This window comes from Sphingomonas albertensis, assembly GCF_014358075.1.
GTDB lineage: Bacteria > Pseudomonadota > Alphaproteobacteria > Sphingomonadales > Sphingomonadaceae > Sphingomonas > Sphingomonas albertensis.
Genome location: NZ_JACONT010000047.1, coordinates 1 through 26835, shown reverse-complemented (window position 1 = coordinate 26835; position 26835 = coordinate 1). Strand labels below are relative to the sequence as shown.

Here is a 26835-nt window from a genome sequence, read left to right as displayed (position 1 = left end):
CCCTCCCTTCCAGGGAGGGGAGAAGATTTGCCGATCATGCCCAGCCTCCACACACGAAAGATGGGCCGCCCGGTTGCCCGGGCGGCCCTTCTTTTTCGCGTGACGATGCGAAACTTAGCGCACGCTACCGCGACGCACGAGGTTCACGATCGCGAGCAGGATGATCGCGCCCAGCAGCGACACGAGGAACGACGTCAGCGTGAGCGGCTGGTTGTTGATCGAACCACCCGACAGGATCAGGCCGCCGATAAAGGCACCGACGATGCCGACGATGATGTTCAGGAAAATGCCCTGCTGCGCATCGGTGCGCATGATCATGCTAGCGATCCAACCGATGACACCGCCGACGATCAGCCAAAGAATGAGACCCATGATATTTTCCCTCCGTTGAACCCGTATCCGGGCGATGGCGGAAAGACGTGCGAGCGGGGATTTTTGTTCCGCCCGCGTTTTGAGTTTTAGATCTCAGTACTTTTGCTGGCGCTCGTACAACGACTTGTAGTGCTGGATGCGCGTGACGCGGAGCCCGGGCATGCCCGACCGGTCGATCGCCCGCTGCCAACTGGCGAACTCCTCGACGGTCAGGCCATAGCGGGCGCAGACATCGTCGACGCTGAGCAAACCGCCATTCACCGCAGCGACCACTTCGGCCTTGCGACGCACCACCCACCGCGTGGTGCTGGGTGGCGGCAGCGTATCCAGCGTCAGTTGCTCACCGAGTGGTCCGATGACCTTGCCGGGACGGATTTTCTGGTTCTCGATCATTTGAAACCTCTGATCGGGGCGGGGGGCCCCCTATCGATACGCACACGCGACACATAGTCGCAGGATTTGAAGATCGGCTGAAACGCCGCGGTAAACCGCATCTTCATTCGTCCTTCCACCGGGTTAACGCAGTTGCCATCGGGCCGTTGAACGCACCGTGAAGCGGCGCGAACAGTTTGGGATCGATCGTCGTTCGCGCGAAGCCGGCCTGTACCACCGCGGTCGGGCTCGCTGCCTGGCGGGCGGCGATACCGACGATCAGGACAGCGAGATCACCCGGTAGAACGGTGACCTCGGCGTCGCGATCGAAACGGGGAAAACTCAGGTCCAACGGGATACTCGCGAAAACTCTTGGGAGGTCCGGTATAGCGCGAGGGGGTGAAGGGACCGTAAAACTCGGCGAAAGAGTTCGTGAACTTGTCGCTTTATTCCAATCGCTGGTCGCGTTTTTCCCTCATTTCGTCTTGATATACGTTAACCGATGCATCTTTTTGCAACCGCACGCCGTCGCGCCTATGTGGCGATCATGGATCAGACCGATTTTCAGCTCGGGCCGGAAGCGGCCGGAAAGCGCATCGTCGTGGCGATGTCCGGCGGCGTCGACAGCTCGGTCGTCGCTGCGCTCGCGCATGCCACCGGCGCCGAGACGATCGGCGTGACGTTGCAGCTCTACGATCACGGCGAGGCGATCGGTCGCGCCGGCTCGTGCTGCGCCGGGCGCGACATCCGCGATGCCCGCGCGGTGTGCGACCGACTCGGCATCGCGCATTACGTGTTCGACCACGAGACGAGCTTCCGCGAACAGGTGGTCGACAAGTTCGCCGACGAATATCTCGCCGGGCGGACGCCGATCCCCTGCGTCCAGTGCAACATGGGGCCGAAGTTCACCGATCTGCTGAAGCTCGCGCGCGATCTCGGCGCGGATTGCCTCGCCACCGGGCATTATGTCCGCCGAGTCGAGGGCGCGCACGGTGCCGAACTCCACCGCGGCGCCGATCCGGCGCGCGACCAGAGTTATTTCCTGTTCGCGACCACGCAGAGCCAGCTCGACTATCTGCGCTTTCCATTGGGCGGCCTACCCAAGGCGCGGGTGCGCGAGATCGCGGCGGAGTTGGGGCTCGGGGTCGCGGCCAAGCCGGACAGCCAGGACATCTGCTTCGTGCCCGATGGCGATTATGCGGGGCTGGTGAAGAAGCTGCGGCCCGAGGCGGCGGAGACGGCAGGCGATATCGTCGATCTCGGCGGCGCGAAGCTCGGCGAGCATCGCGGGCTGATCCACTTCACCGTCGGCCAGCGTCGCGGGCTGGAGATCGGTGGCAGCCCCGAGCCACTCTACGTCGTGCGGGTCGAGCCCGCCACGAAGCGGGTCGTCGTCGGTCCGCGGCGTGCGCTCGCGGTCGAGGCAGCGCGGATGACCGACATCAACTGGCTGGGCGGCGACTTCACCGGGCCGGTGACCGCGAAGGTGCGCTCGATGGCCAAGCCTGTCCCTGCCCGTCTGGTCGGCAACCGGATCGTGTTCGACGCACCCGAATACGGCGTGGCGCCCGGGCAGGCGGCGGTGCTGTATGCGGGCGAGCGCATGCTCGGCGGCGGCTGGATCGCGGAGACCGAGGCGGCACTCGTAGCCGCCTGACGCGTGCCCTTTGCGGGTCTGGTGCGTTGAGGCGACATGGATATCGAAACCTTGCGCCCAGATGGAAGCCGCCGCCGCGGCGATGGATTTCGAGACCGCGGGCCGGCTGCGGGATCAGATCAGCGTGCTGCGCGGTGGTGGCGAGGTCGTGGACACCGCCGGACTAACGCGGCAACAGCCGGGGGCGATGGGGCTAGGCACGAGCCAGCAACGCATGACCCCGCCGCCGGACTGGGTAAAACCGAAGAAGCCCGATCCGATGACCAAGGGGCGGAAGCGGTAGCTCTTCTTGGCCCCCCTCCCTGGAAGGGAGGGGTTGGGGGTGGGTCGCTCACCGGACCAGCGCCGCGCCCGCCAAGCGGCGGGGCCCCCCCCCCCCCCCCCCCCCGGCGGCGGGGGGGGGGGGGGGGGGGGGGCCGGACCGCTTGAACCACTGCCGTCCGGAGTACGCGGAAACCGACCCACCCCCAACCCCTCCCTTCCAGGGAGGGGGGAAATGTCGGGTCGCATCCTGCCCAAGTAGCCTTCTACGATGGCCGGCTCCTTGGCGAAATCCACACCTCGATACCCAACAACAGGTTGTTTCCCCGCGAAGGCGGGGATCCAGACTGGGCTCCCGCCTTCGCGGGAGAACAAGGTGGCGGGGCGGCGGCGGTAGTACCCTCTACTCCCGCTTCCCCTTACCGAACGGCATCTTCAACGTCACCGCTCCGCCCTGTCCGCTTGCGCCAGGCAGTTCGGTACGAATGGCGTGGACATTGCCCGTGCCGCCACCAGGCAACCGAAACGACAGCGGATCCCCACGCGGCGGCTGGACCGGCTCGGCGAGCGTCCCAAGTCGCCGGTCGGTCGGCCGCGCGCAGACCACGATCTCGCCATCGGGATCAGCCTGCACCGGACACGGCCTCGTCGCGCGCGCCACGCGCTTGCGCAGTTCCGGCGGGAGCGGCGGCCCGGCTACCGCTTGCAGCAGGAGCAGGCCGACCAGCATCTAGAACCTCCGCGACACCCCGGCATACACCCGGGCATCGGGGGTATCGTGGTTCAGCCCCGCCGCGCCGAGCATGTCGAACTGGAGATCGTCGCTCGCCATCCACGCCAGAGACAGCGCGGCGAGCGCCTGCGACGTATGCTTGTCCGGATCGTTGTCGCGCAACGCCTGCAACTCACCGGTCAGCGTGATGGCCTTCGACACCGCGACCGACAGGCCCGCAGTCGAGCTATACGCGAGGTGCCGGCCATTGCCGTCCTGGTCGACCGCCGCATCGATCTCCGGCGTCAGGTCCAGCGATACCGAGTCCGACAGTTCGTAGGTCAGCGGCACGAGAAAGCCCGCCCCCCAGTCGCCCGCGCCGATCGACGACCGGCCGACCGACAGCGTCACGAACGGCAGCACCGATACCGACAGGTCCGAGCCGTCCGGGTGGTGGAGGTTCGCCTTCATCCCGAGCGAAACGTCGCCGATGCCGTTCACCGAATCGACCCCGGTCGAGTCGCGCATCCGGTCGTGCCCCAACGGCGTCCAGCCGATCCGCGCCTCGATCGTGTCGCTGACGCCGACGCGGACCATCGTGTCGCCGAACAGGATGTTGTCCTCACGCGAGCCCGGCTGGTCGTCTCGCGTCCAGTCGGCCAGCGACGTCTCGACGGAAATGCGCCCCGGTGCGATCGTACAGGCGGGCGTATCGAGACCCGGCCGATCCGGGCAATATTCGCGCTCCTGCGCTGCCGCGGCTCCGAGAAGACTAGCTAGGATAAGACCGGAAAGTGCGACGCCCAGCAGCAGTCGCTTCACCGCAACCGGACCCAGGTCGGCGCGTGGTCGCTGGCCTTTTCACGGCCGCGATACGCCTTGTCGACGCCGGCATCGATCATTCGGTCGGCGGCCTGCGGGCTGAGGAGTAGATGGTCGATGCGGAACCCGGCATCGCGCTGCCATGCGCCGGCCTGGTAATCCCAGAACGTCCAGACGCCGCCCTTCGGGAATTGCGTACGGAGCGCGTCGGTCCAGCCCTGCGCGACGAGCGCACGGTAATGCTCGCGGCTTTCGGGTTGCATCAGCGCGTCGTCCTGCATCGCGCGAACCGAGAAGGTGTCGTCGTCGTTGGCGATGACGTTGTAGTCGCCCGCGAGGATCGCCGGCTTTTCCTCAGCCAGCAGCACGCGCGCACGATCGGCGAGGCGGTCCATCCAGCGCAGCTTATAGTCGAATTTCGGGCCCGGCTGCGGATTGCCGTTGGGGAGATACAGCGCAGCGACGATCAAGCCGTCGATTTCCGCCTCGACGTAGCGGCTGTGCTCGTCCTCGGGTTCGCCTTCGAGACCGCGCTGGCGGACGACGGGCGTGCCGCTCTTCGCAAGGATCGCGACGCCGTTCCACGCCTTCTGGCCGTGCCAGACAGCGCCGTAGCCGACCGCTTCTATGTCCGTGATCGGGAAGGTGTCGTCGCTCGACTTGAGTTCCTGGAGACAGACGATGTCGGGTTGTTCTTCGACGAGATACTCGATCAGCCGCGGCAACCGCGCTTTGATGCCGTTGACGTTGTACGTGACGATTTTCATGGGGCGGATCAGACGGAGAAGCTGGAGCCGCAGCCGCAACCCGAGGCGGCATTGGGGTTCTCGACCTTGAACGCTGCGCCCGCGAGCGACTCGACGTAATCGACCGCACAACCGCGGACGAGATCGATACTGACGCTGTCGACGACGAGCTTCACGCCGTCATGCTCGGCGATGACGTCGTCGGACTCGACCGAGTCGGCGAACCCGAATTTGTACTGGAACCCGGAACAGCCGCCGCCATCGACAGAGAGTCGGAGGATCGCCGGCTTCCCCTGCTTGACGGCGATCGCCGCGACGCGCGCCGCAGCGGAGGGAGTGAGGATGATGTCGGGAGCCAGCGTTGCCATCGCTTGGAGATAGGGGGTCGAGTAACTTGCGGCAACCTCGGGGTTTGCGGGATCTGGGAAGCCGGCGGCGCTCTCTGGACCGGGTAGATTTAAAACCGGATAGATCGTTGGGGTGTCGGTTGGCCTGCCTATGTAGCGGTTCGCACATCTTATCCCATCCCTGGAAGGGAGGGGCCGGGGGTGGGTCGGCTTCCGTATCGGCGAACGGTTGCGTCACAAGCTGGCCTACCCACGCCCAGCCCCTCCCTTTCAGGGAGGGGAGCCTCGAGTCCCGGTCAGCTCAGTCCTGCGCGGCGGGGCCGCCGGTGGAGACGGGGATCGCTTTGACCGAGCGGTCCTGTGCCGCCAGCAGATAGTCCGCGGTCGTCAGGAACGGGATCGGGTTGACGGCGTGGCCGTCGATACGGACTTCATAGTGAAGATGCGGACCGGTCGAGCGGCCGGTCGAGCCCATCAGCGCGATCAGCTGGCCGCGGGTCACGCGCGTGTTGTCGGCGACCAGGATCTTCGAAAGGTGACCGTAGCGGGTGGCGATACCCTTGCCGTGGTTCAGCTCGACCAGATTGCCGTAGCCGCCCTGGCGACCGGCGTGCGACACGACACCGTCGGCGGTGGCGTAGATCGGCGTGCCGACCGGGCCGGGGATATCGACGCCGGCGTGCATTGCCGCGGTGCCGCGGAACGGATCCGAGCGGATGCCGAAATTGCTGGTGAACGAGAGCGAGTGGACCGGCTGGACCGACGGGATCGCGATCACGCCCTGCTGGGTGGCATCGAGCTTCTTCCAGGTCTGGAACAGCGTGCGGAACTGTGCGTCGGCGCGGAGATCGGCGGTGGCTTCCTCGGTGTTGGCGGCGATCATCGGACCACCGGTCGCGGCGTGGACGCCGTGCGCCTGGCTTGCGACCGTCTTGGCGGGCCCCCCGGCCTGCGCTGCTGCGGTCGAAGCGAACCCGGCGACGCCCATCGTCGCAGCGATCGCATATTGCCCGATCGAAGAGAATTTACGCACCGCGAACACGGCCTTGAGGCGTGTCACGATGGCGGCAGCGGTAAAATCGACCATTGGTCCCCGACAAAAAAATGCAGGGCCGTTCGCCCAAGACGGACGGCTCCGAAACTCTGTCCTGACTCGCAGCCCCTCCGCGCACCAGACGAGTGGAGTTAGGCCGGATACCGCCTCGACGGGCAAGAGCACGACCCCGTTCGCGCGCCGGAGCGGCAGGATGATACGGCGAGTTGATGGAATCACCTGCCTAGCGCAGGGAACGATCGCGGAACGTCGCCCATGGCCGACGGAATATCCGCGAATCTCCGCCCGTTACCGCCAGCAGTTCAGAGCGCCTTTGCGGCTGCCAGCACGGCGTCGGCGTGCCCCGGGACACGGACCTTGCGCCACGCCTTGGCGAGCGTGCCGTCGGCACCGAACAGGAACGTCGCGCGCTCGATCCCCATGTATCTCTTGCCGTACATCGCCTTCTCGACCCAGACGCCGAACGCCTCGCAGGCAGCGCCGTCGACATCGCTGGCGAGTCGTACGGTAAGCGCGTGCTTGGCGCTGAATTTCGCGTGAGAGGCGGGCGTGTCCTTCGAGATGCCGACGACCTTCACCCCCGCCGCGTCGAACGCGTCGGCGAGCGCGGAAAAGTCCTTCGCCTCGGTGGTGCAGCCCGACGTGTCGTCCTTGGGGTAGAAATACACCACGAGCGGCGTGCCGAGGCTCGCCAGCGAGACGGCTGCCTCGTTGCCCGCATCGTCAACCGTGACCGTCACGTCCGGAATCTTAGACCCTTCATCCATCCTGCTCTCCCGTCACTTGCGCCCAGAACCGGCGGACTTCCTGCCGCGTCGATTCGAGCGTGGCAACCACCGCCGGCCAATCCGCAACGCCGATCGCACGGGCGATCAGCTCTTGCGTCGCGTGGCCCGGCGGCGCGGCATCGGGCGCGACGAGGCGAAGCGTGACCAGCAACCGGGTCAGCACGTCATGCGCGGCGCGCAATGTGGGCGGGACGAGGCCTTCGGTCGCCAGCCGGTCGATCGCGGTACCGAGATTGGGGTCGAAGCCGGCGCGGTTGACGAGCTGGACGACGTGCACCGCGAACTCCAGGTCGACGAGACCGCCGGGGAGGAGCTTGGCATCGAGCGGCCCCTTGGGCGGCTTGTGCGCCGCCATGTCCGCACGCATCGACTTCGCCTCGGCGACCACGTCGCGGGTCGGGCGGTCGCCTTCGAGCACACCGCGCACGATGTCAGTCACCGCGGCGCGCGCGTCCGGCGAACCAAACACCGGCCGCGCCCGGGTGAGCGCCATGTGCTCCCAGGTCCACGCATCCTCGCGCTGGTAGCGGGCGAAGCTGTCAAGCGTGACGACCAGCGGCCCCTGCCCGCCCGACGGCCGCAACCGCGTGTCGATCTGGTAGAGCGGGCCCGCGGCCGTCGCGACCGACAGCGCCGCCGTCACGCGCTGCGCGAGGCGGTTGTAGTACAGGGTCGCGCCGAGCGGCTTCGGGCCATCCGACTCTGCCGCAAAATCGCCCGTAAACAGATAGATCAGGTCGAGATCGGACGCGTGCGTGAGCATCGCACCGCCCATCCGCCCGAGCGCGAGGATGACGAGTTCGCTGCCCGGCACAATCCCGTGCGCCTTGGCGAACTCGTCGATCGTCGCGCGCGCGAGCACGCCGATCGCCGCCTCTGCAACGCGCGCGTAGCCGGCGGCGACGTGCAGCGGATCGGACGCGCCTGCGACGATCTGCGCCCCGAGCGCGAACCGCAGTTCGCCGACGACCCGGCGGACATGATCGAGCCGCGCCTGGTAATCGCCCCCGACTTCGCCCGCGCGCATCGCCGCCTCCAGCGCCGCGATATCGCCGACCGGTTCGAACGCGGTCGCGTCGATCAGCCCGTCGAGCAGATCCGGGCGCCGACCGAGATCGTCGGCAAGCGTCGGCGCATGGCTGAGGATCGCGGCAAGCAACGTCGCCAGCCCCGGCCGCGCCTCCAGCAGGCGGAAGATGTTAATCGCGCTCGGCAGGCGTTCGAGCAGCGCATCGAGCCTGAGCAACGCCGCCTGCGGCACCGGCGCGGTCGCAAACGCGGTGACGAGAGTCGGCAGCACCGCCTCCAGCGCCTCGCGCGCAGCCGGACTGCGCAGCGCCGGATACGCCCCACTCCGCCACGCCTCGATCCGGCGGCGCGCTGGCTCGGGCTCGTCGAACCCGGCAGCGGCGAGATCGGTCTCGAGCGTCACCGCGTCGTGCGAGAACGCTGGGCGCGCGGTGTCGTCGAGCGCGTCGTAGATCCGGCCGGTCGCCGCCACCCGCGGGGCGAGCAACGCCAGCAGCGCGCCGGCATCCTCCAGCCCGTGCAGCTTGGCCACGCGGTCGAGCGCCTCCCCGGTCGGCAGCGCGTGCGTCTGGCGGTCGTCGATCATCTGCACGCGGTGCTCGATCGTCCGCAGCAGCGTGTAGCCGTCGATCAGCGCCCGCGACTCGTCGGTGCCGATCCAGCCCGCCTCGGCCAGCCGGGCAAGCGCTTCGCGGGTCGCCGGCGCGCGGACGCTGCGATCGCGCCCGCCGTGGATCAGCTGGTGGATCTGCGCGAAGAACTCCGCCTCGCGGATGCCGCCGCGGCCGCGCTTCAGGTCATAGCCGGGCCCGAACGCCTGCCCCTGCGAATGGTGATCGCGAATCCGTGCGGAGATCCCTCGGATCTCGCCGATCGCACCGAAATCGAGCGCGCGCCGCCACACGAACGGCCGGATCGCATCGAGAAACCGCTGGCCGAGCGCGATATCGCCCGCCGCCGCGCGGGCGCGAATGAACGCGGCGCGCTCCCACGGCAGCGCCTGCGCCTCGTAATAGCCGATTGCCGCCTCGACCGGCAGGACGATCGGCGTGATCTCGGGCGAGGGCCGCAACCGCAGGTCGACCCGCAGGACATAGCCGTCGCCATCGCGGGCCTGGAGCAGCTCGACGACGCGCTTTCCGATCCGCACCGCCGCCTGCTCGGGCTCCTCGCGCGGCTTCAGCGGCAGGGTCGCAGGATCGAACAGCAGGATCGGATCGATGTCCGACGAATAATTGAGTTCACCGCTGCCCTGCTTGCCGAGCGCGATCGCGGTGAAGCCGAGCGGCTCGGCGCCGGGCGTCCGCTCCTCGATCGCAGCCCGGATGGCAGTGTCGAGCGCATGGTCGGCGAACCGGGTCAGCGCGCCGGTCACCGCGGTCAGATCGAGAACGCCCGCGAGATCGCCGATCGCGACGTTCAGCGCCATCGCCCGCCGCTCGAGCCTGAGCCGTTTTGCAACCGGCATGTCCGGGGCCGCGCTGGATGCGCCCAGATCGAGCTGTCCCTGCGCAAGCGAGTGCGCAAGGACGGGCTCGCGGTCTAGGATCATGGCGAGAAAGGGCGACCAAAGACGTGCCCGGCCCAGCGCGTCGTTTATCGCGTGTTCAGATTCGAAATCGTGCATGCTTCGCTACTATAGAAAGTAACGATGTCGTGACATCGGGAAGCAACGAAACCCGCAATCGACCGTTCTTACGTGCATGACTTACGCACTACACATGATCAGCGGTGACAAGAACGGGCGACAGACCGTCCGCGGACCTCGTGTGACCGACGTTATAGGCTATGCACTCCGCGGCGCATTCGATGAGCCGCGCGGCCTGCCGGACGATATGGTGCGGATGCTGCAGCAGATGGACCGCGTTCGGCACTGATCGCACCGACAGGTTCAACGGGATAACCCAAACCGAAGGTCAACGACCCCGGCTGAGTTCCTCGACATCGCCCATGATCGAATCGAGCGCGGTCTTGCTCGTATCGGTTTCGTGATCGCGCCGTGACGGCAGCGAGCCGTCGGTCAGAATCGTTTCCAACGCGACACGGCCACGTGCGACCCGGCTCTTGATCGTGCCAACCGCTACGTTGCAGATCTCGGCCGCCTCTTCATACGCGAAGCCACCCGCACCGACGAGGATCAGCGCCTCGCGCTGCGGCTGCGGCAGATGCATGAGCGCGCGCTGCATATCGCCTAGCTCGACGTGACGATCCTGGCTCGCCGGCGCTGCGAGAATGCGATCCGCGACCAGATCGTCCCACTCGCCCTTAAAGCGCGCACGACGCATCTGCGAGAGATACAGGTTGCGCAGGATGATGAAGGTCCATGCACGCATGTTCGTGCCGGCCTGGAAGCGCAGACGCGCGGCCCACGCCTTCAACAGCGTCTCCTGCACCAGATCGTCCGCGAGATCGCGGCTGCCGGACAGCGAGCGGCCGAATGCACGGAGATGCGGGATCACCTGGGCGAGCTGAACCTTGAATTCGGCATCCGACAGCGAGACGTGCTCGACCGGTACGACGACCTCGTCGATCTCATCATCGGTGTCTGCACGCGGCGCAGGCTGGGTCATGGTAATCCAATCAATCCCGATAAAACTGCCGAGCGGAGCGACAGACATAGACGCAGGTTACCAGCATTGCCAGTGACCTACGCAGAATTCAGATTAGCGGAGAACGAGAAATCCGAAGATCACGATGACCAGCACTAGCGAGATCGCCAGTATATATCGGGTCATGTGAGGAGTGGATCCCGCTCTCGCGTCATCGGTCTCGATATGGATCGGTTCGTTTGGATCAGCCATGACCCCTAAACCATCGAGAACCGTTTTGGGTCCGTAACCGTCTGGCGAAAACGGACCCGATATTCGGTGACGATCAGGCGGTCGGAACAGTTGCCTGGTCGAAGAACAACGCCTGGCTGATGGCAGCCTTGACGGTCGAACGCTGGAACGGCTTGGTGATCAGGAACGTCGGCTCCGGACGTTCGCCGGTCAGCAGGCGCTCGGGGAACGCAGTGATGAAGATCACCGGGACCTCGAACTCGGCCAGGATGTCCTTGACCGCGTCGATGCCCGAGCTGTCGTCGGCGAGCTGGATGTCGGCAAGCACGAGGCCCGGCCGCGTTTCCATAGCCAGCGCGACCGCTTCGTCGCGGGTGACCGCAACGCCGGTGACGTCGTGGCCAAGATCGCGGACGATCGTCTCGATATCCATCGCGATGATCGGCTCGTCCTCGATAATCAGGACCTTGGCGCGGGTCTGGTTCTCGATTTCCGACAGTGCATCGGCGACGAGGTCGTCGACTTCGCTCGCGTCGACTTCGATCAAATATGCCGCGTCCTCGGGCGTGAAGCCCTCCATCGCGGTCAGCAACAGGGCCTGGCGCGACAGCGGCGTCATCCGTGCGAGACGGGCGCGAGCGACGGCTTCATGACCCTCGGCCTCACCGAAACCCTCGTCGCCGACCTCGTCGAAATTCGCCGAGTTCCAGATCGCCTGGAACATCCGGTACAGGCCGAGACGCGGATCGACGTCACGCGGAAATTCTTCCGGTGCGGCGACGATCGCCTCCAAGGTGGCGCGCACATATTTGTCGCCATGCATCTGGCTGCCGGTCAGGGCCCGGCCATAGCGCCGCAAAAAGGGAAGGTGCGGTGCGAGTTGCTGTCCTAAAGACATGGGTAACGAATACTCCCTGATCCTGTGCGGCCCCTCATGTGTCGGGCGGCTCGCGTCATTGCAATGGCATCGGTCGAAAATGCTACCGGTCGGTCCGTTCCGGGTGCATCATTGCCCGGCGAGCGAACGGAATGACACGGGAATGCGGATTTTTCGGTCGAACGTGGAACTATCGAGATGCTATTTGGTTTCACGAGCATCTTTTCGCGAGTGTGCAGCCTGATGCCCGAGGGTCCAGCCATACTCATCGTCATCTGATTGGTTTGCGTCGTGCAGGGGGAAGTTTTGAGTTTGGGCCACGACACGGAGAAGGCAGTGCCTGCAACGAAGCCCCCGAAGATCCAGAACAAGGATCAACAAATGGGCTCGGCGCTGCGCTCGGTTTATCAGAAGACCGTCGACGAGGTTATCCCCGACGACCTGCTCGATCTCCTCGGCAAGCTAGACTGACGGCGGGCCGCATGGCCTCGCCACCCGACACGAACCCGATACTACAGGCAGACACCGTGGCCGAACGCCGTTTCATCTCGGCGATGGGTCGCTTGCCGACCGGTGCCAAGCTTTTCCTGATCATCAGCGCCGCGCTCCTGCCGCTGGCACTGATCGCGGTCTTCGCGACCTTGCAGACTACCCGCCTGGCCGATGCAGAAGCGCGCGCACGCCTGCGGGTCACCGCGAACGAGAGCGCGCGCGCGATCGCGATCGAACTCGTCGGCGACATGACGGCCTTGCGGGTCGCGGTAAACGCGCTCGGCACCGATCCCGCCGATGCCCCGAGCTGCGCCCGTGCGCAGGGCGTGTTCGCCCAGCAATCCTCGGCCGGCACCCGCTTCATCATCACCGATCGCAAGGGCAACGTCCTGTGCGGTGTCCCGTTGCCCAATCCGGTCACGCTGCGCCAGGACGACATGCCGATCGCCGCCGCGATCGTTCCCGACAACGGCTTGCTCCTCGCGATTTCCGGCCCCGGCGGCGATACGTCCGCCCGCGCGTATTTCCCGCGACCCTTCCTCGAGAAGATCGGGCAGCCATCGAGCCGCGCATCGGCGTTCAGCAGCGCGATCGTCCTCGACGAGGACTCGCTGCACCTGGAGACGATTCCGGACGAACGCCCGCTCGATCGCATGGAGACGATGCGGACCGAGCTCGGCGTCGCGGGGCTTGCCCTGCGCACCAGCATACGTAGCGCGCCCGTCACGTCCTCGCTGATCGTCGCGATGCTGCTGCCGCTGCTGATGTGGATCGCCGCGGCGAGCATCGCGTGGTTCGTCGTCGACCGCCTGCTGATCCGCCCTCTCCGTCGCCTCCGCGGAGCGGTCGCAGCCTTCACGCCCGGCGAGGAACTCGATTTCGGTACAGTCCACACCCTGCCCGCGCAGGAGATCCGCGAGCTGGGCGAGACGTTCCAGGCGATCAGCCGCACCGTCGCGTTGCATGAGGCCGGGCTCGCCGAAGGACTGGTCCGCCAGACCAAGCTGACCCGCGAAGTCCATCACCGGGTGAAGAACAACCTTCAGGTCATCTCCAGCCTGATAAACTTCCACGCCCGCAGCGCGCCGAGCGCCGATGCGACCGCGGCCTATTCCTCGATCCAGCGCCGCGTCGATGCGCTCGCCGTCGTCCACCGCAATCACTTCGCCGAACTCGAGGAAAATCGCGGGCTCAACCTGCGGACGATGATCGGCGAACTCTCCGCCAACATCCGCGCGACGGCGTCCGATCGGTCGCACGGGCTGGGCATCACGCTTGATGTCGATCCGTATCTGGTCAACCAGGACGTCGCGGTCGCGATCGCCTTCCTCGTGACCGAGACGATCGAGCTGGCGATGACATGCGATCCCGCCGCGCAGATCCGGATCGTCGTGAAGCCTGCCGACAAGCTCGCCGACAAACCCGATCGCGCGCTGCTGCGGGTCGTGTCGCGGGCCCTGGTCGAGAGCGATGCGCTGCGCGAGGCCGCCTCGCGCTACGGACGCGTGATGGAAGGCCTGTCGCGCCAGTTGCGCTCGCCGCTCCACCATGATCCGCTGGTCGGGGCCTATGAGATCGCCGTCGCCATCACCGGGCGCGACTGACTGGGGAAGTATTGCGGTGTTTCATGCCGCGACGTTAACCAATTCAAATTAAACTCGGATTTTTAATCGAGATTCTCGAAAAACACGGGAACCGACTTCGGCCGTCGCCGTTCTACACTTTGGATAGCGAATTTATGCCCCCCGCTCTCGCTATCCAGAACACAGGCCCGGAAGCATCACCCTCCCCCCCCTGGTGATGCTTCCGGGCCTTTATCGTTCGGGTGAGTGGCAGCCCTCCTTAATGTGCGGCTGCCTTCTTAAGCGTCACAAATCGCACGCCTTCTGGTTTCGGCATCGGAACGAATGCGGCGCCCGAACATTTCACCTCCGGTGGCATTCAAGCCCTTCTTGGAGGAAGTATCATGCGTAAGTTGGTTGGACTGGCCGTCGTCGCAGGCGCGCTTATGGTTTCGGCATGCAACACCGTCGAGGGTGCAGGCAAGGACGTCGCATCGGCAGGCAAGACCGTCGCGAAGACCGCAGACGGCGCCAAGTAAGCCCTTGCGCTTCTGGTAATGAAACGGGGCCCGGTGCACATGCACCGGGCCCCGTTTTCGTATCGGCGTTCTGCGTTCTTAACTCTCGACCTTAACTCTCGATGATGTCGGTGGACTCGCCCTCGACCGCCTTGGCCTTCGCCCGGCTGCGTTCGGTGAACCAGATCCCGATCAGCGCGAGTTCGTACAGGATCACCAGCGGGATCGCGAGCAGCAGCTGCGAGCCGATATCCGGCGGCGTCAGTACCGCAGCGATCGCGAACGCCGCGACGATCGCATAGCGTCGCGCGCCAATCAGCTGTTTCCGCGTGACGATCCCCGCCCGCTCCAGCAGCATCAGCAGCACCGGCAGCAGGAACGAAATCCCGAAGCCGAACAGGAACTGCATGGTGAACGACAAATAATTGCCGATCGCCGGCAGCGCCTCGCGGTGGATGCCACCGACCATGCCGTCGAACCCGAGCAGGAAGTGCAGCGCCATCGGGATCGCGATGTAATAGGCCATCGCCGCGCCGGTCAGGAACAGCACCGGCGTCGCGAGGATGAACGGCAGGAGCGCGCGCTTCTCCTTCTTGTAGAGGCCGGGCGCGACGAACTGCCAAAGCTGGTTCGCGATCACCGGGAAGGACAGCATCATCGCCGCGAAGAACGCCACCTTGATCTGGACAAAGAACGCCTCGAAGATCTCGGTATAAATGACCTTGTTCTGCCCCGCCGCGAGCAGCGGGTGGACCAGGAAGCCGAAGATGTCCTCGGCGAAATACATCGCGATTCCGAACGTCACGATCAGTGCGGCAATGCAGTATAGCAGCCGCCGCCGCAGCTCGATCAGATGGTCGAGCAACGGCGCCCGGCTTGCGTCGATCTCGCTCATACTATGCTTTCGGCGTTATACGGGGCGACCAAGGCGGAGCGGCTCATGGCCAGTTTGCTCATGACGACGCCACGTCGGACTTGCCGGTCTTGCCGTCGGGGTCAGGCGCGGTCGTGGCCGGCGTATCCAACGGGACGTCGAACAGGTCCGGGGCACGATGGCCGACCGGCTTGTGCTCCTGGTCGGCAGGCGCGGGCGATACCGTCGGCGGAGCGGCAGCGACCACCGGCTTCTCGACCATCACCGGCTCGTCCGTATGATCCCCAGCCGCCTGATCTTCGGCCGTATGATCAGGCGTATGATCAGGCGTATGATCAGGCGTATGATCACCGGACCGATAGTCGCGGCGATAGTCTTCGGTCTCCGGCGAATGCACGACCTGTGCAGTATCGGCCGCGCCGTCCGTACCCGTCTGCGGATGCTCGCGCATGATGCGTTCGTTTTCCGACGCCCAGCGCTTTTCCATCTCTTCGAGTTCGGCCTCGCGGACCATCGAATCGAAGCCCGAGCGGAATTGCCGCGCGACACCACGCGCCTTGCCGACCCAGTAGCCGACCACGCGCATCGCCTTGGGGAGGTCCTTCGGACCGATCACGACGAGCGCGACGAATGCCACGAGCAGGAACTCGGAGGGCGCGATATCGAACATTCAGCCGCGCCTATCTAGGGTCTTCAACTCTGCCAACTTCAAGCACGATCGCTTCAGGCAGGACGGTCGTCGCGGACGCGATTGCCGTCGCGATCGAACGCGGGATCGGCCGACTTCTGCGCTTCGATCCGCGCCGATGGCTTGGCCGGCGTCTCGTCGTCGGGCTCGGCCATGCCCTTCTTGAAGTTCTTCACGCCCTTGGCGACGTCGCCCATCAGGCTGGAAAAACGACCGCCGCCAAGAAGGAGGATCGCGACGACCGCGAGGACGAGCAAGTGAATCGGGCTAAAACCGCCCATGGCCATTCTCCTGAAAACTGAACCCTATCTAAGGCTCATCCCGCCTCAATGCCAGAGATTGCGCCATCCCCCCGCCATCTTCGCTATCTTCGAGCCGATCGAAGGCGAGATCGACCGGATCGAGCAGCCCGGCGGCGCGCAGATCGTCGATCCCCGGCAGGTCGCGGCGGCTGGCCAGCCCGAAATGGACGAGAAACTCGGGGCTGGTCGCGAACATCAGCGGCCGCCCCGGCACCTCGCGCCGCCCCGCCGGTTTCACCCAGCCCGCCTCCATCAGCACGTCGAGCGTCCCCTTCGAGATCTGCACCCCGCGAATCGCCTCGATCTCGGCACGGGTGACCGGCTCGTGATAGGCGATGATCGCCAGCGTCTCGATGCCTGCGCGACTGAGCCTGCGCGGTTCCTCACGGTCGCGGCGGAGCATGTGCGCCATGTCCGGCGCGGTCTGGAACTGCCACCGCTCGCCGCGGCGGACGATACGGATACCGCGCCCGGCATAGTCGGCGGTGAGCCGGTCCAGCGCCACGCGGACATCGCCCGCCCCGACATGCGCACGGATCGAGTCTAGCGTCAGTGGGGTCTCGGCCGCGAACAGCACCGCCTCGACCGCGCGCACGAAATCATCCGGCGGCGTCACGCGCGCGCCCTCAGATAGAGTGGCGCGAACGGCGAGGCCTGGCGCAGGTCGACCTTCCCCTGTCGCGCGAGTTCGAGTGCCGCGACGAAGCTCGACGCCAGCGCCGATCGCCGCAACCGCTCGCCTGCTTCGGGGAGGAAGCTCTCGATCACGCTCCAGTCGATCCGCTCGCCGACCAGCATCGACACGCGTTCCAGCGCCGCCTCCAGCGTCATCACCTCGCGGTCGGCGACGACATGCATCACCGGTCGCGTCCGTGCGGAAATCCGGCCATAGGCGGCGATCAGGTCGAAAATCTCCGCCTGCCACGCCGCCTTCCGCACCGTTCGCAGCCCCTCCGGTGCACCACGCAGGAACACGTCGCGCCCGGTCCGATCGCGCGCCATCAGCCGGGCGCCGGTCTCGCGCATCGCACTCAGTCGCTCGAGCCGCAGTTGCAGCCTCAGCGCGAGTTCTTCGGGGTCGGGCTCGGCGAGCGGATCGCGCGGCAACAGCAAGGCTGATTTGAGATACGCCAGCCATGCCGCCATCACGAGATAATCCGCCGCCAGTTCCAGCTTCAGCGCGCGCGCAGAGTCGACGTAGGCGAGATACTGCTCGACCAGCGCCAAGATCGAAATCTTCCGCAGATCGACCTTCTGCCCCCGCGCGAGCGACAGCAACAGATCGAGCGGCCCCTCCCACCCGTCGAGATCCAGCGTCAGTTGGGCGTCGTCCATCGCCGGATGCTACAGCGCCCACCGCGCCGCATCCACCCTTCGCGTTGACGACTCGATATACGAAACATAAACGGTTCGTTTGGTTGAACGAGCGGAGCGGCAGTCATGGGTATCGTGAAGATCGACGACATGCTGCACGAGGATGCGCGACGGGCGAGCCAGGTCCTGTGCCGCTCGATCAACGCGCAGGCGGAGTTCTGGATGAAGATCGGCATGCTTGCCGAGGCCAATCCGACGCTGTCGTTCAACGATATCGTCACCGCGCAATTGGCTGCGGCATCGATCCGCGTTGCCGATAAAAGTGCTACCTGACGTGGTGAAGACGCCGGACGAACTGGCGCTGATGCGCGTATCGGGGGCGTTGCTCGCGTCTGTGTTCGAGATGCTCGACAGACAGGATCTGGCGGGGATGTCGACGTTGCAGGTCAACGACATGGTCGACCGCTACATCACCGACGACCTCGCCGCCCGGCCCGCAAGCAAGGGGCAATATGGTTTCGAACATGTCCTGAACGGCTCGATCAATCACGTCGTCTGCCACGGCGTGCCGGACGCGAAAGACGTCATTCGCGACGGCGATATCGTCAATCTCGATATCACGCTGGAGAAGGACGGCTTCATCGCCGATTCGAGCAAGACCTATGTCGTTGGCAATGCGCCACCCGCTGCAAAGCGCCTGGTGAAGGTCGCGCGGGAGGCGATGTGGCAGGGCATCCGGCAAGTGCGGGCGGGCGCGCATCTGGGCGACATCGGCTTCGCGATCGAGCGGCACGCGAAGAAGAACGGTTATGCGGTGGTGCGCGAGTATTGCGGGCACGGTATCGGCCGCGAGATGCACGAGGAGCCGCAGGTGCTCAATTTCGGGCGTGCGGGGACCGGCATGGTGCTGCGCGAGGGGATGGTGTTCACGATCGAGCCGATGATCAACCAGGGGACGCGCAAGGTGTCTACCGAGGATGACGGGTGGACGGTGGTGACCGACGACGGCAAGCTTTCGGCGCAGTTCGAGCATACCGTGGCGGTGACGCGGGACGGAGTCGAGGTGCTGACGTTGCGGGGGGACGAGCGGGCTAGGGGGTTGGCGTGATGGGGGCTGATGGCGGGAGCGCTTGGCCGTTCGCATCCCATTCCGTTCGTGCTGAGTAGCGACTGAGTAGGCTCGCCAGAGCCGTATCGAAGGCGCGTATCGAAGCACAGGTTCCGCGCGCCAACCTGTCCTTCGATACGCCGCTTCGACAAGCTCAGCAGCTACTCAGGACGAACGGGGGGGTACGAACGGGGGGTGGTTTAATCCTTCCCGAGCATGGCAGGATGAAGCGCCGCCGACTACTTTGGACACCACCCCGGCGAAGGCCGGGGCCCAGTTGGGGGACGGTACTGACTGCCGCTGCGCTTCGTTACTGCGACCTTTCCAACTGGGCCCCGGCCTTCGCCGGGGAGGTAGCCTCTCGGCCCACCTCAAACCCGCGCCAACAGCGCATCCCGCGTTGCGATCAGTGTCTCGAAATCGCCCTTGCCCGCGCCGACCGACGCCATCGCCCGATCGAGCCGCCCCCGAGAAACCTCTGAGATCTCGCCCAAGCGCCCGGCGATCTCGACCATCTCGTCCATGCGTGCCCAGCAATCGAGCACCAAGTCGCACCCAGCCGCGATCGCCCCGGCCGCCTTGTCGCCGGCGGTGCCCGACAGCGCCTTCATGTCGATGTCGTCGGTCATCAGCAGTCCGTCGAAGCCGATCCGCTCGCGGATTATGCGTTCGATGACGGTTGGCGACAAAGTCGCGGGGCGGTCGGCGTCCCATGCCTCGAACACGATATGCGAGGTCATACCCATCGGCGCTTGGTTGAGCGTCCGGAAGGGTTCGAGGTCGATCTCGAGGTCGGCGTCGGTCGCGGTGACGGTCGGGAGGTGGTGGTGCGTGTCGACCTTTGCGCGGCCATGGCCGGGCATGTGCTTGACGACACCGACCACGCCGCCTTCGGCCAGCCCCTCCAAGGTTGCGCGACCGAGGGCTGCGACGCGCATGGGGTCGGATCCGAACGTGCGTGAGGCTACCGCCTCGGTGGTGTCGGGCTGTGAGACGTCGAGCAGCGGCAGGCAATCGACGGTGATGCCCACCTCGCTGAGCATCATGCCGAGCGCCTGCGCGTTGGCCCGCGCGGCCTGGATCGCGGTCATCGGTGCGCGCTCATAGGCTGCGTCGAACACCGGGCCTGCCGGGAATACGGGCCATTCCGGCGGGCCCATCCGCGCTACACGCCCACCCTCCTGGTCGATCAGAATCGCAAGATTGTCGCGGCCGGCAAGCGCGCGGAGCGAGTCCGTCAGCGCACGCACTTGGTGGCGATCGACGATATTGCGCTTGAACAGGATGTAGCCGGCGGGTTCGCACTCGGCGAAGAACGCGCGTTCGGCGGGGGTGAGGACGGGGCCGGAAAGGCCGAAGATGACGGGCTTCATGCACTCTTCCTAGCGAGACCGGCGCGCGCGTTCATTCAATAATCCTTCGACACGCGCACGTTCGCGCTCTGGCGGCCGAGCGTCGAAATGCTCGACAGCAGCGATAGCCAGCGGGTGACCTGGAACTCGACCTGCGTGGCGGAATAGCCCTGCCCGTCGGTGACGATCTCAGCATACAGCCGCCGCGTCACGTATTTGCCCGCCGCGATCGACGTCCCCTGCCCGGTCTGCGGATCGGCGGGGAGGATGCGGAGGCGGTCGAGACCGGCCGCGCGACGCACCGCGTTGATCGGGTTCAGACCGCTGCCGCCGCCCTGCAACGCCGCGACCGCCGCCGCCAACTGCAACGCTTCGGGGGCGGACAGGTTGGTGATCGAGGTACCGAACAACAGCCGCGACAGCAGTTCATCCTCGGGTAGCGCGGGCGTGCTGGTGAAGCCGATCTCGGGCTTCAGCGCATAGCCGGTGACGCGGATCGACGCGCTGAGCCCGGTCGAATCCGCGTTCGCCTCGATATCGAGCGCCGGGTTGGCGGGCACCCCGCCGTCGAACCGGATCACGCCGCGCGCGAGTTCGAACTGGCGGCCGGCGAACTCGTAATCGCCGCGGACCAGCGTCGCGCGACCGGTGATCGCCGGGTTATCGGGGGCGCCCGCGATCTGGAGGTTGGCGGACCATTCGCTGGTCAGCCCGAGGCCGCTGACCATCACCTGGTTGGGCGCGCGCGCCTTGATCGCCAGCGTCCAGGGCGTGGTGCGTTTCGCGGTCTCTTCGCCGCCCTCGGGCAGGTTGATCTCGCGGATGTTGAGCTGCGGCACGGCGCTGGCGGCGGTCGCCTGGCCGAGGCGATAGCGGCTCTTGTCGAGCAGGACGTCGCCCGCGATCGTGCCGCCCGAGCCGTTCGACTTGAACGTCAGCGGCCCGGAGACGGTGGCGCCGATGTCGTCGCGGTTGATCATCACCGCCTTGTCGGCCTGCAGCGTGAGGTCGAGGCCGATCCCGGCTGCGGCGGCGAATTCGAACTGGCCGGTGCCGGTGACGCGCCCGCCCTTGCCCGCGTCCGCGCCGAACCGGTCGATCACGAGCCGCGAGCCGCCGAAACGGCCGGTCGCCTGGACGTTGGTCAGGACGGTGCCGGTGGTCGCGCTTTCGATCCGCGCGCCGTTCGCCTGGACCACGCCGCGCAGGGTCGGGTTGGCGAGCGTGCCGACGACGTCCGCTCCGATCGCGACCGGGCCCGACAGGTCGAACAGCTCGACGCCGGTGAGCCGCCAGAGCGTGTCGGCCGGGCCGCTGTAGCGGAGTTGCCCGAATAGGCGGGCGTTGGTGATGCGCGAGGCGAGGTCGCCCCCTCTAGCATTGGGCCCGAGCGGTGCAAGCTGGGCCTGGGCGCGGCCGATCGTCTTGCCGCCCGAGGCGATCACCGCGCGCAGGCCGAGCTTGTCGGGCGACAGCACCGCCGCCACGCCGACGTCGATCGGTCGCGACGACAGGACGAGGCCGGCGCGGGCGAGGCCGCGGATCGTGAGATCGGCCTTGCCGGTTGGCGCAGCGCCGTTCGTCGTGGCGAAGTTGAAACGCCCCGATGCCGACCCGCTGAGGCCAAGGCCGGGATAGCCGATGTCGAGCAGGGCGAGCGGCATCCGCGTCAGGCTGGCGTCGATCGCAGTGCTGGTCGCGGTGAAAAGCCCGCCGACCTGCGCCTCGCCGCCGCCGAAGCCGAGCTTGGTCGGCGCCAGGTGCCAACCGTCCTCGGCCTGGGTGACGACGGCTGGCGTGAGCAGTTTCAGGGGGCGACCGTCGAGCGTGCCTTGCGCGGAGATCGCGTAGCTGTTCGCGGTGACCTGCGTAACGCTCTGGATATCGAACGCGCGACCGCGGGAGCCGGCGATCGATGCCTTGATCGTGCCGACGCCGCCGCGCAGCGAGGCGGACCCGTTGAACCGCGCCAGGCTGAGCGCACCGCGGCGCAGGCCAAGGCCCATCGCGGTCGCCTCGATCGAGGTGCCGGCGGGATCGAGCAACGTGACGAAATCGAGCTTGCCCTGGCGAAGTGCAACGGTGTCGAGCGTTGCGGCTTTTGCAGCGAGATGGCCTTCGATGCGCTGAATCTGGCCGACCGGACGGAACAGGAGTTCACCCGAGATACCGCCGCCCGCGACCGCGAGCGCACCGCTGAAGCCGCCATCGACGACCGCGATAGTGCCGCTCGCTTTGGTGCCCGCGACGTTCAACGCGGCGATCGCGATCGTCGCGGCCTTGCCCGCCGGCAACAGGATCGCGCCATTGGTCGTGAACGGCCCGAGCCGTGAGCCCCCCGCCGCGGTGAACGCGAACCCCTGCGCCGTCGGATCGAGATGCGCGCGGACGTTCGACAGGCCGAGCGTGGCGTTGGGGCTCGCGAAGACGAGATCGAGCGTCGGTTTCTCGATCTGCCCGTCGAGTTTCAGCGTCACCGGACCATAGGTCTGCTGGCGCCCGCCGCCCTCGAAGTGGAAGGTGCCGTCGCGCCTACGGTAACCGTTGCCGGTCAGCCGAATCTGCGGCGCGGTCAGCACCAGATTGGTGAAGTGCAGCACGCCATCGGTGGTGCGTTCGAGATTGGTCGTGATCCGCGGCAATCCGCCCGCGAGGCTGCGGAAGAACGCATTGTCGAGCCGGACCATCTGCGCGCTGCCCTGCCCGATCACGCGCGTACCCTTGCGGTTCGGGCCGGGGACGACGCGCAACGTGGACTTCACGTCGACGATGCCGAGCCCGGGGATCAGATAGCGCCCGAGCCCGCCATTGATGCCGACCTCGAACTGCCCGTTGCGCAGGTCGACCGCCAGATTGATGCTGCCGGTGAGCTTGTCGGACCGCAGCCTCAGCGCGTCGCCGGTGAGCAGCGTTGGCGTCACGCGGAGGAGCCCGTCGACCGACAGGTTGCGCAGGATGCCGCCCGCGACCGTGCCGACGCCGGTGACGCGCGCGGCGGTGAAGCGGATCGGCACCGTCACCGGCGCGGCGGACAGCCGCCCCTTGCCGGCGGCGTGTGCATTCTCGAACCCGGTCTGGTCGAACGCGAACCGGCTGGCGTCGATCCGGTAGTCGAACGCCGCAGTCGCGAACGGCCCGTCGAGGATCGCGCGCAGTTCGACCATGTTGCCGGTCATGTTGTCGAACAGCGCGGGCGGACGCAGCAGCCGCGCCTTGATCCGCACGTCGCGGTACGCGTTCGCGCCGAGATCGATGATGCCGGTCGTGTCCACCGCCAGCGCCGGTGTGCGCAACGATAGTTGCCCGTCCAGCCGGCGATTGGCGAACCCCGCACTGCCGTTGACGAGCACGCGCGGCGCGGTCAGCTTTTGCAGGCGGCCCTTGAGCAGCGACGACGGCGCGAGCGTGCCCGACAGCATGTAGCGGCCGGCGACCTGCGCGAGGGCGAGATCGACCACCCGCGTCGTCCCGATCATGCCGTTCGCGCGACCGTTCCACTTCGCCCAGCTGCCGTCGCCGGTCACCGCCAGCGCGACCGACCCCTTTGCCTTGACCATCCGCGCGAGCACGCCGCCCGCGGCCCCCTTCGCGGCGACGTCGATGTCGAAGCGGTCGCGTGCCGGCTCGGCGTCGATCCGAAGCGTCAGGTCGTCACTGCCGGCAACGCGCGCCTTCAGGTCGACCAGCGCGCGCCCCGAACGGATATCCGCACGTCCGTCGAGCCGCGCGATCCGCTGCGTTCCTAGTACGCGCTTCGCCAGCGTCAGCCGCCCGACCGACAATTGGCCGATACGGATATCGAAATCGGGCAGGATCGGTCCGCGGGTCTTCGACGGCCGGGTACGCGGCGTGTGCGTCAGGATCGCGCGATCGACGATCAGCCGCCGGATTTCCAGCCGGTTCGAGAACCAGTCGAACGGCGACCAGTCGAGCGCGACATTGGGCGCCTGGAAGACGAGCCCCTCCAGATCGTACACGCGCAGATCGATCAGCCGGGTATCGCCGTACAGCGACCCGTCGATCCGCCCGACCGTGAAGCGCAGCCCGTTCGCGGTCCGGATCGCGGCGATCCGGTCCGCGACGAAACGATGCCCGATCCCCGTATCGACGATCAGCAGCGCCGTGCCGAGGATCACCAGGAGCGCCATGGTGGCACTGACGATCCAGCGCCACCACGCGATCCGGCGCTTTGGAAGGGTGACTTCCTCGCTCAAAACGCCTGCCCCAGCGAGACGTACACGGCGATGCGGCTATCGCCGGGCTGCGGATTGATCGGCGTGCCGACGTCGAGGCGGATCGGCCCGAAGTTCGAATAATAGCGCACGCCGATCCCGGTGCCGTATTGCAGCCCAGTGAATTTCGGCAGCGGCGAGGTGTAGATATTGCCCGCGTCGAGGAACGGCACGATGCCGAAATTGCCGAACGCCTTCACACGGGCTTCTATCGAAAATTCGGTGAGGCTGCGGCCGCCGATCGGGTCGTTGTTGGGATCGCGCGGGCCGATCGACTGATAGCCGTAGCCGCGCACCGACGCGCCGCCACCGGCATAGAACCGCCGCGACGGCGCCACCTGATCGCGCGGCGCGCCGACGATCGTGCCGAGCCGGGTCCGTGCCGCGAGCACCACGCTGCCGCCGATCGGCTGGTACACGCTGCCGTCGAACTGCGTCCGTGTGTAGCCGAACACCGACCCCTGCAACGACACTTCGGGGCTGAGCCGCCCGCCGAGCCGAAAGCCCTTGGTCGGGTTCAGCAGGTCGTCGGAGCCGTCGTAGTTGAGACTGGTCGGCAGTGCGCCGATGAAGAACGTCCGCCGCCGCGGATCGCCCGTCGACACGATCACGTCGCGCTCGTCCGACGCGATCAGCTCGGCGCCCAGCGACCACGTCCAGGTCTTCTGGAAGAAGATGTTGGTCTGGCGCTCCAGCGTGCCCGCGAGCGTGAAGGTCTTCGCGTCATATGCATCGCGGTTGGTATGCACCGCGGAGGCCTGCAGCGTCAGCACGCGGTCGCGCGCCTGGAAATTGTTGCGCCGGAACACGATCGAGCCGAGCTGCTCCTGCGTCCCCAGCACGCTGCGCAACGTCAGCGCGCCCTCGGGCGGGAACAGGTTGCGGTGCGTCCAGCTGATCTCCGCGCGCGCGCCCTCGCCGGTGCCATAGCCGAGCTCGCCCGCGACGGTATGCGGGGGCGCCCGATCGAGCTTCACCGCGACGTCGACGGTGTCGGGCGTCGTGCCCTGCACCGGCTTGATGTCGACGGCGGAGACCAGGCTGGTCTGGATCAGCGCACGGCGGAGATCGTCGATCTTGGCCGCGTCGTACGGGTCGCCCGGCGAGAAGCGCGCGATCTCCGCGACGTGATCGGCGCCGAACACCCGATTGCCGGGGAGTGCGACGATCTGCCCGAATTTGCGCGCGCCGCCGGGCTGCACCGACAGGTCGAGCGTCGCGGTGCGGGTGGCGTGATCGACGACGATCGCCGGATCGCCGACCTTGGCGAACGGAAACCCCTCGCGCCCGATCTGAGTCGTCAGCTTGGCCTGCCCCGCAACGATCGCGTCCGAATTCACCGGATCCTCGGGCTTCACGCCGAACGCGGTCACCAGCCCCGGTGCCTTGTCGCCCGCCGCGGCAATGCCGTCGATCGTCACGCCCTTGAACTTGTAGAGCGTACCGGGAGTCGCCGACAGCACCACCATCGGCTTCGCACCGGGTTCGACGCGCGTGACCACGTTGGCGTCGTAATAGCCTTCCGCGCGCAACAGGCTGTTGAGCAGATCGGCATCCTCGCGCGCCCGCCGATCGAGCTGCGCGGCGTTGGCAGCCTGGTGATCGTTCGCGTCGAGCGTCGAGAGTTGGGCGAACCGCTGGCGCAGCAGCGTGTCGTTGATGCCGTCGATCCCGTCGATCCGCCAGGCATAACGACTCTCGGCATTGGCATCGACGGCGGCGATCGCCGCGGCCGGATCCATCGGCGACGTGGCGAGATCGGGCCAGCCGACGCCGATATCGGGCAGCGCGGCGAGCGGGGAATTGGGGTCGAGCGATATCGGGGTATCGGCGGGAGTTCTTGCCGCCGGAATTGACGATGGGCTCGCCGATGGACTCGCCGATGGACTCGAAGGCGAACTGGGCGCAGTCGGCACCTGAGCAGGCGCGGTTTGTGCGTCCGCACCGGAAACGGGTGCCCCGGCAGTCGTCAGAACGAAAAAGACGGCGGCCGGCCCGGCTCGCCCGACGCGGAACACCATGTCCGGCTCCTAGCCGGGCTTGTCGTTCCGGAACAGTATGTAACGCCGTATTTCCGCCACGTTTCGTCCGGGCGGCGAATCGCGGGCGGCGCGCGGCTGGTATCCCGCCGCGCCGCGTGGCAGGACATGCCGATGGCCGACCCGACTTCCCGCGACACCCTCCCCCCCCACAAGGACCCCAGCGCCGCGGGCGGCTTCCTCGTCGCGCTCGGCATGCTGTGCGGCGCGGGCGTGGGCTTCGCGATCGGGCAAGCGACGCCGGGGTTTCTGATCGGGACCGGAGTCGGCGTGGTGGCGGCGGTGCTGGTCTGGTTGAAGGACCGCCGCTGAGGGGCCGTCACTAGCCCCCCCGTTCGTCCTGAGTAGCCGTCGAGTAGTCGCCGCAGGCGGCTTATCGAGATGGCGTATCGAAGGACAGGTTGGCGCGCGGAACGCATGCCCCGATACGCGCCCCTGCTAATTTTCCAACCGAACCCTCGATCCCCATGCGGCACCTAGGCAGTTAACCGGTCCTCACGATCCTTCCCCGCCAGGGGGAGGTGGCTGGCACTTGCC

The 26835-nt window shown here is 66.7% G+C and carries 28 protein-coding genes and 1 pseudogene; 9 read left to right on the top strand and 20 right to left on the bottom strand.

Annotated features, from left to right (window positions below):
• Nucleotides 1–114: 114 nt before the first annotated feature.
• From H8S47_RS16715 to H8S47_RS16705, 3 genes are all read right to left on the bottom strand, one after another.
• The gene (locus H8S47_RS16715; RefSeq protein WP_187504903.1) at nt 115–372 is read right to left on the bottom strand and encodes a GlsB/YeaQ/YmgE family stress response membrane protein; all 258 of its coding nucleotides are present in this window, start codon (nt 370–372) and stop codon (nt 115–117) included.
• A 93-nt stretch (nt 373–465) separates the two neighbouring features.
• Nucleotides 466–765: a CtrA inhibitor SciP gene (sciP, locus tag H8S47_RS16710; protein WP_056412261.1), complete on the bottom strand. Its 300-nt coding sequence runs from the start codon at nt 763–765 to the stop codon at nt 466–468.
• 103 nt (nt 766–868) lie between these two features.
• Entirely contained in the window at nt 869–1096 is a 228-nt protein-coding gene (locus H8S47_RS16705; protein ID WP_187504902.1) for a hypothetical protein, read from the bottom strand.
• Nucleotides 1097–1291: 195 nt separating this feature from the next.
• On the opposite strand from H8S47_RS16705, the gene mnmA reads away from it, so the two are divergent.
• Both mnmA and H8S47_RS16695 read left to right on the top strand, forming a co-directional pair.
• Nucleotides 1292–2401, top strand: a complete 1110-nt coding sequence (mnmA, locus tag H8S47_RS16700) for a tRNA 2-thiouridine(34) synthase MnmA (protein WP_187504910.1) — start codon at nt 1292–1294, stop codon at nt 2399–2401.
• Nucleotides 2402–2462: 61 nt separating this feature from the next.
• A complete protein-coding gene (locus tag H8S47_RS16695; RefSeq protein ID WP_187504901.1) occupies nt 2463–2684 on the top strand; it encodes a UvrB/UvrC motif-containing protein in 222 nt (73 codons plus the stop codon).
• A gap of 381 nt (nt 2685–3065) precedes the next feature.
• Here H8S47_RS16695 and H8S47_RS16690 read toward each other — a convergent pair whose 3' ends face one another.
• The 7 genes from H8S47_RS16690 to H8S47_RS16660 all read right to left on the bottom strand — a co-directional run bounded on the left by H8S47_RS16690 (nt 3066) and on the right by H8S47_RS16660 (nt 9712).
• Nucleotides 3066–3392 carry a hypothetical protein gene (locus tag H8S47_RS16690; RefSeq protein ID WP_187504900.1) on the bottom strand — a complete coding sequence of 109 codons (327 nt, stop codon included), beginning with the start codon at nt 3390–3392 and terminating at the stop codon, nt 3066–3068.
• Nucleotides 3393–4196 carry a transporter gene (locus tag H8S47_RS16685; protein ID WP_328805583.1) on the bottom strand — a complete coding sequence of 268 codons (804 nt, stop codon included), beginning with the start codon at nt 4194–4196 and terminating at the stop codon, nt 3393–3395.
• Entirely contained in the window at nt 4193–4963 is a 771-nt protein-coding gene (gene xth, locus H8S47_RS16680) for an exodeoxyribonuclease III (protein ID WP_187504899.1), read from the bottom strand. The genes H8S47_RS16685 and xth overlap by 4 nt, the downstream gene beginning before the upstream one ends.
• Nucleotides 4964–4971: 8 nt before the next feature.
• A complete protein-coding gene (erpA, locus tag H8S47_RS16675) occupies nt 4972–5310 on the bottom strand; it encodes an iron-sulfur cluster insertion protein ErpA (RefSeq protein WP_187504898.1) in 339 nt (112 codons plus the stop codon).
• A gap of 280 nt (nt 5311–5590) precedes the next feature.
• Nucleotides 5591–6376 carry a M23 family metallopeptidase gene (locus tag H8S47_RS16670; protein ID WP_235983007.1) on the bottom strand — a complete coding sequence of 262 codons (786 nt, stop codon included), beginning with the start codon at nt 6374–6376 and terminating at the stop codon, nt 5591–5593.
• A gap of 269 nt (nt 6377–6645) precedes the next feature.
• Nucleotides 6646–7110, bottom strand: a complete 465-nt coding sequence (locus tag H8S47_RS16665; RefSeq protein ID WP_187504897.1) for a peroxiredoxin — start codon at nt 7108–7110, stop codon at nt 6646–6648.
• Nucleotides 7103–9712 (bottom strand): bifunctional [glutamine synthetase] adenylyltransferase/[glutamine synthetase]-adenylyl-L-tyrosine phosphorylase, encoded by a 2610-nt coding sequence (locus tag H8S47_RS16660; RefSeq protein ID WP_235983006.1) that lies wholly within the window; start codon nt 9710–9712, stop codon nt 7103–7105. The genes H8S47_RS16665 and H8S47_RS16660 overlap by 8 nt, the downstream gene beginning before the upstream one ends.
• 151 nt (nt 9713–9863) lie before the next feature.
• On the opposite strand from H8S47_RS16660, the gene H8S47_RS16655 reads away from it, so the two are divergent.
• Nucleotides 9864–10037: a hypothetical protein gene (locus tag H8S47_RS16655; RefSeq protein ID WP_187504895.1), complete on the top strand. Its 174-nt coding sequence runs from the start codon at nt 9864–9866 to the stop codon at nt 10035–10037.
• A gap of 39 nt (nt 10038–10076) precedes the next feature.
• Here H8S47_RS16655 and H8S47_RS16650 read toward each other — a convergent pair whose 3' ends face one another.
• Both H8S47_RS16650 and H8S47_RS16645 read right to left on the bottom strand, forming a co-directional pair.
• The gene (locus H8S47_RS16650; RefSeq protein ID WP_187504894.1) at nt 10077–10730 is read right to left on the bottom strand and encodes a sigma-70 family RNA polymerase sigma factor; all 654 of its coding nucleotides are present in this window, start codon (nt 10728–10730) and stop codon (nt 10077–10079) included.
• Nucleotides 10731–11034: 304 nt separating this feature from the next.
• On the bottom strand, nt 11035–11838 hold the full coding sequence (locus H8S47_RS16645) for a response regulator (RefSeq protein ID WP_187504893.1): 804 nt from the start codon (nt 11836–11838) through the stop codon (nt 11035–11037).
• A gap of 315 nt (nt 11839–12153) precedes the next feature.
• Between H8S47_RS16645 and H8S47_RS19060 the strand changes: the two genes are divergently transcribed.
• From H8S47_RS19060 to H8S47_RS16630, 3 genes are all read left to right on the top strand, one after another.
• Nucleotides 12154–12288, top strand: coding sequence for a NepR family anti-sigma factor (locus H8S47_RS19060; RefSeq protein WP_328805582.1), 135 nt, complete (start codon nt 12154–12156; stop codon nt 12286–12288).
• Nucleotides 12289–12371: 83 nt separating this feature from the next.
• Nucleotides 12372–13913 (top strand): sensor histidine kinase, encoded by a 1542-nt coding sequence (locus H8S47_RS16635; protein ID WP_187504907.1) that lies wholly within the window; start codon nt 12372–12374, stop codon nt 13911–13913.
• A gap of 362 nt (nt 13914–14275) precedes the next feature.
• Nucleotides 14276–14410, top strand: coding sequence for an entericidin A/B family lipoprotein (locus tag H8S47_RS16630; protein WP_214655136.1), 135 nt, complete (start codon nt 14276–14278; stop codon nt 14408–14410).
• A gap of 91 nt (nt 14411–14501) precedes the next feature.
• Here H8S47_RS16630 and tatC read toward each other — a convergent pair whose 3' ends face one another.
• The 5 genes and pseudogenes from tatC to H8S47_RS16605 form a co-directional block, all read right to left on the bottom strand.
• Complete coding sequence (tatC, locus tag H8S47_RS16625) at nt 14502–15284, bottom strand: twin-arginine translocase subunit TatC (RefSeq protein ID WP_187504892.1); 783 nt, start codon at nt 15282–15284, stop codon at nt 14502–14504.
• Between the two features lie 438 nt (nt 15285–15722).
• Nucleotides 15723–15933: pseudogene (tatB, locus tag H8S47_RS18935) on the bottom strand (Sec-independent protein translocase protein TatB); the annotation flags it as partial.
• 53 nt (nt 15934–15986) lie between these two features.
• On the bottom strand, nt 15987–16232 hold the full coding sequence (locus H8S47_RS16615) for a Sec-independent protein translocase family protein (RefSeq protein ID WP_187504890.1): 246 nt from the start codon (nt 16230–16232) through the stop codon (nt 15987–15989).
• Nucleotides 16233–16260: 28 nt separating this feature from the next.
• Nucleotides 16261–16869, bottom strand: coding sequence for an SMC-Scp complex subunit ScpB (gene scpB, locus H8S47_RS16610; protein WP_187504889.1), 609 nt, complete (start codon nt 16867–16869; stop codon nt 16261–16263).
• Complete coding sequence (locus tag H8S47_RS16605) at nt 16866–17588, bottom strand: segregation and condensation protein A (protein WP_187504888.1); 723 nt, start codon at nt 17586–17588, stop codon at nt 16866–16868. The genes scpB and H8S47_RS16605 overlap by 4 nt, the downstream gene beginning before the upstream one ends.
• 105 nt (nt 17589–17693) lie before the next feature.
• Between H8S47_RS16605 and H8S47_RS16600 the strand changes: the two genes are divergently transcribed.
• Both H8S47_RS16600 and map read left to right on the top strand, forming a co-directional pair.
• A complete protein-coding gene (locus H8S47_RS16600; protein WP_187504887.1) occupies nt 17694–17900 on the top strand; it encodes a ParD-like family protein in 207 nt (68 codons plus the stop codon).
• 1 nt (nt 17901) lies between these two features.
• Nucleotides 17902–18675: a type I methionyl aminopeptidase gene (gene map, locus H8S47_RS16595; protein ID WP_187504905.1), complete on the top strand. Its 774-nt coding sequence runs from the start codon at nt 17902–17904 to the stop codon at nt 18673–18675.
• A 371-nt stretch (nt 18676–19046) separates the two neighbouring features.
• Here map and H8S47_RS16590 read toward each other — a convergent pair whose 3' ends face one another.
• From H8S47_RS16590 to H8S47_RS16580, 3 genes are all read right to left on the bottom strand, one after another.
• A complete protein-coding gene (locus tag H8S47_RS16590) occupies nt 19047–20048 on the bottom strand; it encodes a glycoside hydrolase family 3 protein (protein WP_187504886.1) in 1002 nt (333 codons plus the stop codon).
• A gap of 35 nt (nt 20049–20083) precedes the next feature.
• On the bottom strand, nt 20084–24175 hold the full coding sequence (locus H8S47_RS16585) for a translocation/assembly module TamB domain-containing protein (RefSeq protein ID WP_187504904.1): 4092 nt from the start codon (nt 24173–24175) through the stop codon (nt 20084–20086).
• 62 nt (nt 24176–24237) lie between these two features.
• A complete protein-coding gene (locus tag H8S47_RS16580; RefSeq protein WP_187504885.1) occupies nt 24238–26280 on the bottom strand; it encodes an autotransporter assembly complex protein TamA in 2043 nt (680 codons plus the stop codon).
• Between the two features lie 132 nt (nt 26281–26412).
• On the opposite strand from H8S47_RS16580, the gene H8S47_RS16575 reads away from it, so the two are divergent.
• A complete protein-coding gene (locus H8S47_RS16575; RefSeq protein WP_187504911.1) occupies nt 26413–26610 on the top strand; it encodes a hypothetical protein in 198 nt (65 codons plus the stop codon).
• Nucleotides 26611–26835: the final 225 nt, after the last annotated feature.

Excerpts from the sequence above, each read along its gene's own strand:
- H8S47_RS16715 (WP_187504903.1), bottom strand. The coding sequence starts at position 372 with ATGGGTCTCATTCTTTGGCTGATCGTCGGCGGTGTCATCGGTTGGATC.
- sciP (WP_056412261.1), bottom strand. The coding sequence starts at position 765 with ATGATCGAGAACCAGAAAATCCGTCCCGGCAAGGTCATCGGACCACTC.
- mnmA (WP_187504910.1), top strand. The coding sequence starts at position 1,292 with ATGGATCAGACCGATTTTCAGCTCGGGCCGGAAGCGGCCGGAAAGCGC.
- H8S47_RS16695 (WP_187504901.1), top strand. The coding sequence starts at position 2,463 with ATGGAAGCCGCCGCCGCGGCGATGGATTTCGAGACCGCGGGCCGGCTG.
- H8S47_RS16690 (WP_187504900.1), bottom strand. The coding sequence starts at position 3,392 with ATGCTGGTCGGCCTGCTCCTGCTGCAAGCGGTAGCCGGGCCGCCGCTC.
- xth (WP_187504899.1), bottom strand. The coding sequence starts at position 4,963 with ATGAAAATCGTCACGTACAACGTCAACGGCATCAAAGCGCGGTTGCCG.
- erpA (WP_187504898.1), bottom strand. The coding sequence starts at position 5,310 with ATGGCAACGCTGGCTCCCGACATCATCCTCACTCCCTCCGCTGCGGCG.
- H8S47_RS16670 (WP_235983007.1), bottom strand. The coding sequence starts at position 6,376 with ATGGTCGATTTTACCGCTGCCGCCATCGTGACACGCCTCAAGGCCGTG.
- H8S47_RS16665 (WP_187504897.1), bottom strand. The coding sequence starts at position 7,110 with ATGGATGAAGGGTCTAAGATTCCGGACGTGACGGTCACGGTTGACGAT.
- H8S47_RS16660 (WP_235983006.1), bottom strand. The coding sequence starts at position 9,712 with ATGATCCTAGACCGCGAGCCCGTCCTTGCGCACTCGCTTGCGCAGGGA.
- H8S47_RS16655 (WP_187504895.1), top strand. The coding sequence starts at position 9,864 with ATGACTTACGCACTACACATGATCAGCGGTGACAAGAACGGGCGACAG.
- H8S47_RS16650 (WP_187504894.1), bottom strand. The coding sequence starts at position 10,730 with ATGACCCAGCCTGCGCCGCGTGCAGACACCGATGATGAGATCGACGAG.
- H8S47_RS16645 (WP_187504893.1), bottom strand. The coding sequence starts at position 11,838 with ATGTCTTTAGGACAGCAACTCGCACCGCACCTTCCCTTTTTGCGGCGC.
- H8S47_RS16635 (WP_187504907.1), top strand. The coding sequence starts at position 12,372 with ATGGGTCGCTTGCCGACCGGTGCCAAGCTTTTCCTGATCATCAGCGCC.
- H8S47_RS16630 (WP_214655136.1), top strand. The coding sequence starts at position 14,276 with ATGCGTAAGTTGGTTGGACTGGCCGTCGTCGCAGGCGCGCTTATGGTT.
- tatC (WP_187504892.1), bottom strand. The coding sequence starts at position 15,284 with ATGAGCGAGATCGACGCAAGCCGGGCGCCGTTGCTCGACCATCTGATC.
- H8S47_RS16615 (WP_187504890.1), bottom strand. The coding sequence starts at position 16,232 with ATGGGCGGTTTTAGCCCGATTCACTTGCTCGTCCTCGCGGTCGTCGCG.
- H8S47_RS16605 (WP_187504888.1), bottom strand. The coding sequence starts at position 17,588 with ATGGACGACGCCCAACTGACGCTGGATCTCGACGGGTGGGAGGGGCCG.
- H8S47_RS16600 (WP_187504887.1), top strand. The coding sequence starts at position 17,694 with ATGGGTATCGTGAAGATCGACGACATGCTGCACGAGGATGCGCGACGG.
- H8S47_RS16590 (WP_187504886.1), bottom strand. The coding sequence starts at position 20,048 with ATGAAGCCCGTCATCTTCGGCCTTTCCGGCCCCGTCCTCACCCCCGCC.
- H8S47_RS16585 (WP_187504904.1), bottom strand. The coding sequence starts at position 24,175 with ATGGCGCTCCTGGTGATCCTCGGCACGGCGCTGCTGATCGTCGATACG.
- H8S47_RS16580 (WP_187504885.1), bottom strand. The coding sequence starts at position 26,280 with ATGGTGTTCCGCGTCGGGCGAGCCGGGCCGGCCGCCGTCTTTTTCGTT.
- H8S47_RS16575 (WP_187504911.1), top strand. The coding sequence starts at position 26,413 with ATGGCCGACCCGACTTCCCGCGACACCCTCCCCCCCCACAAGGACCCC.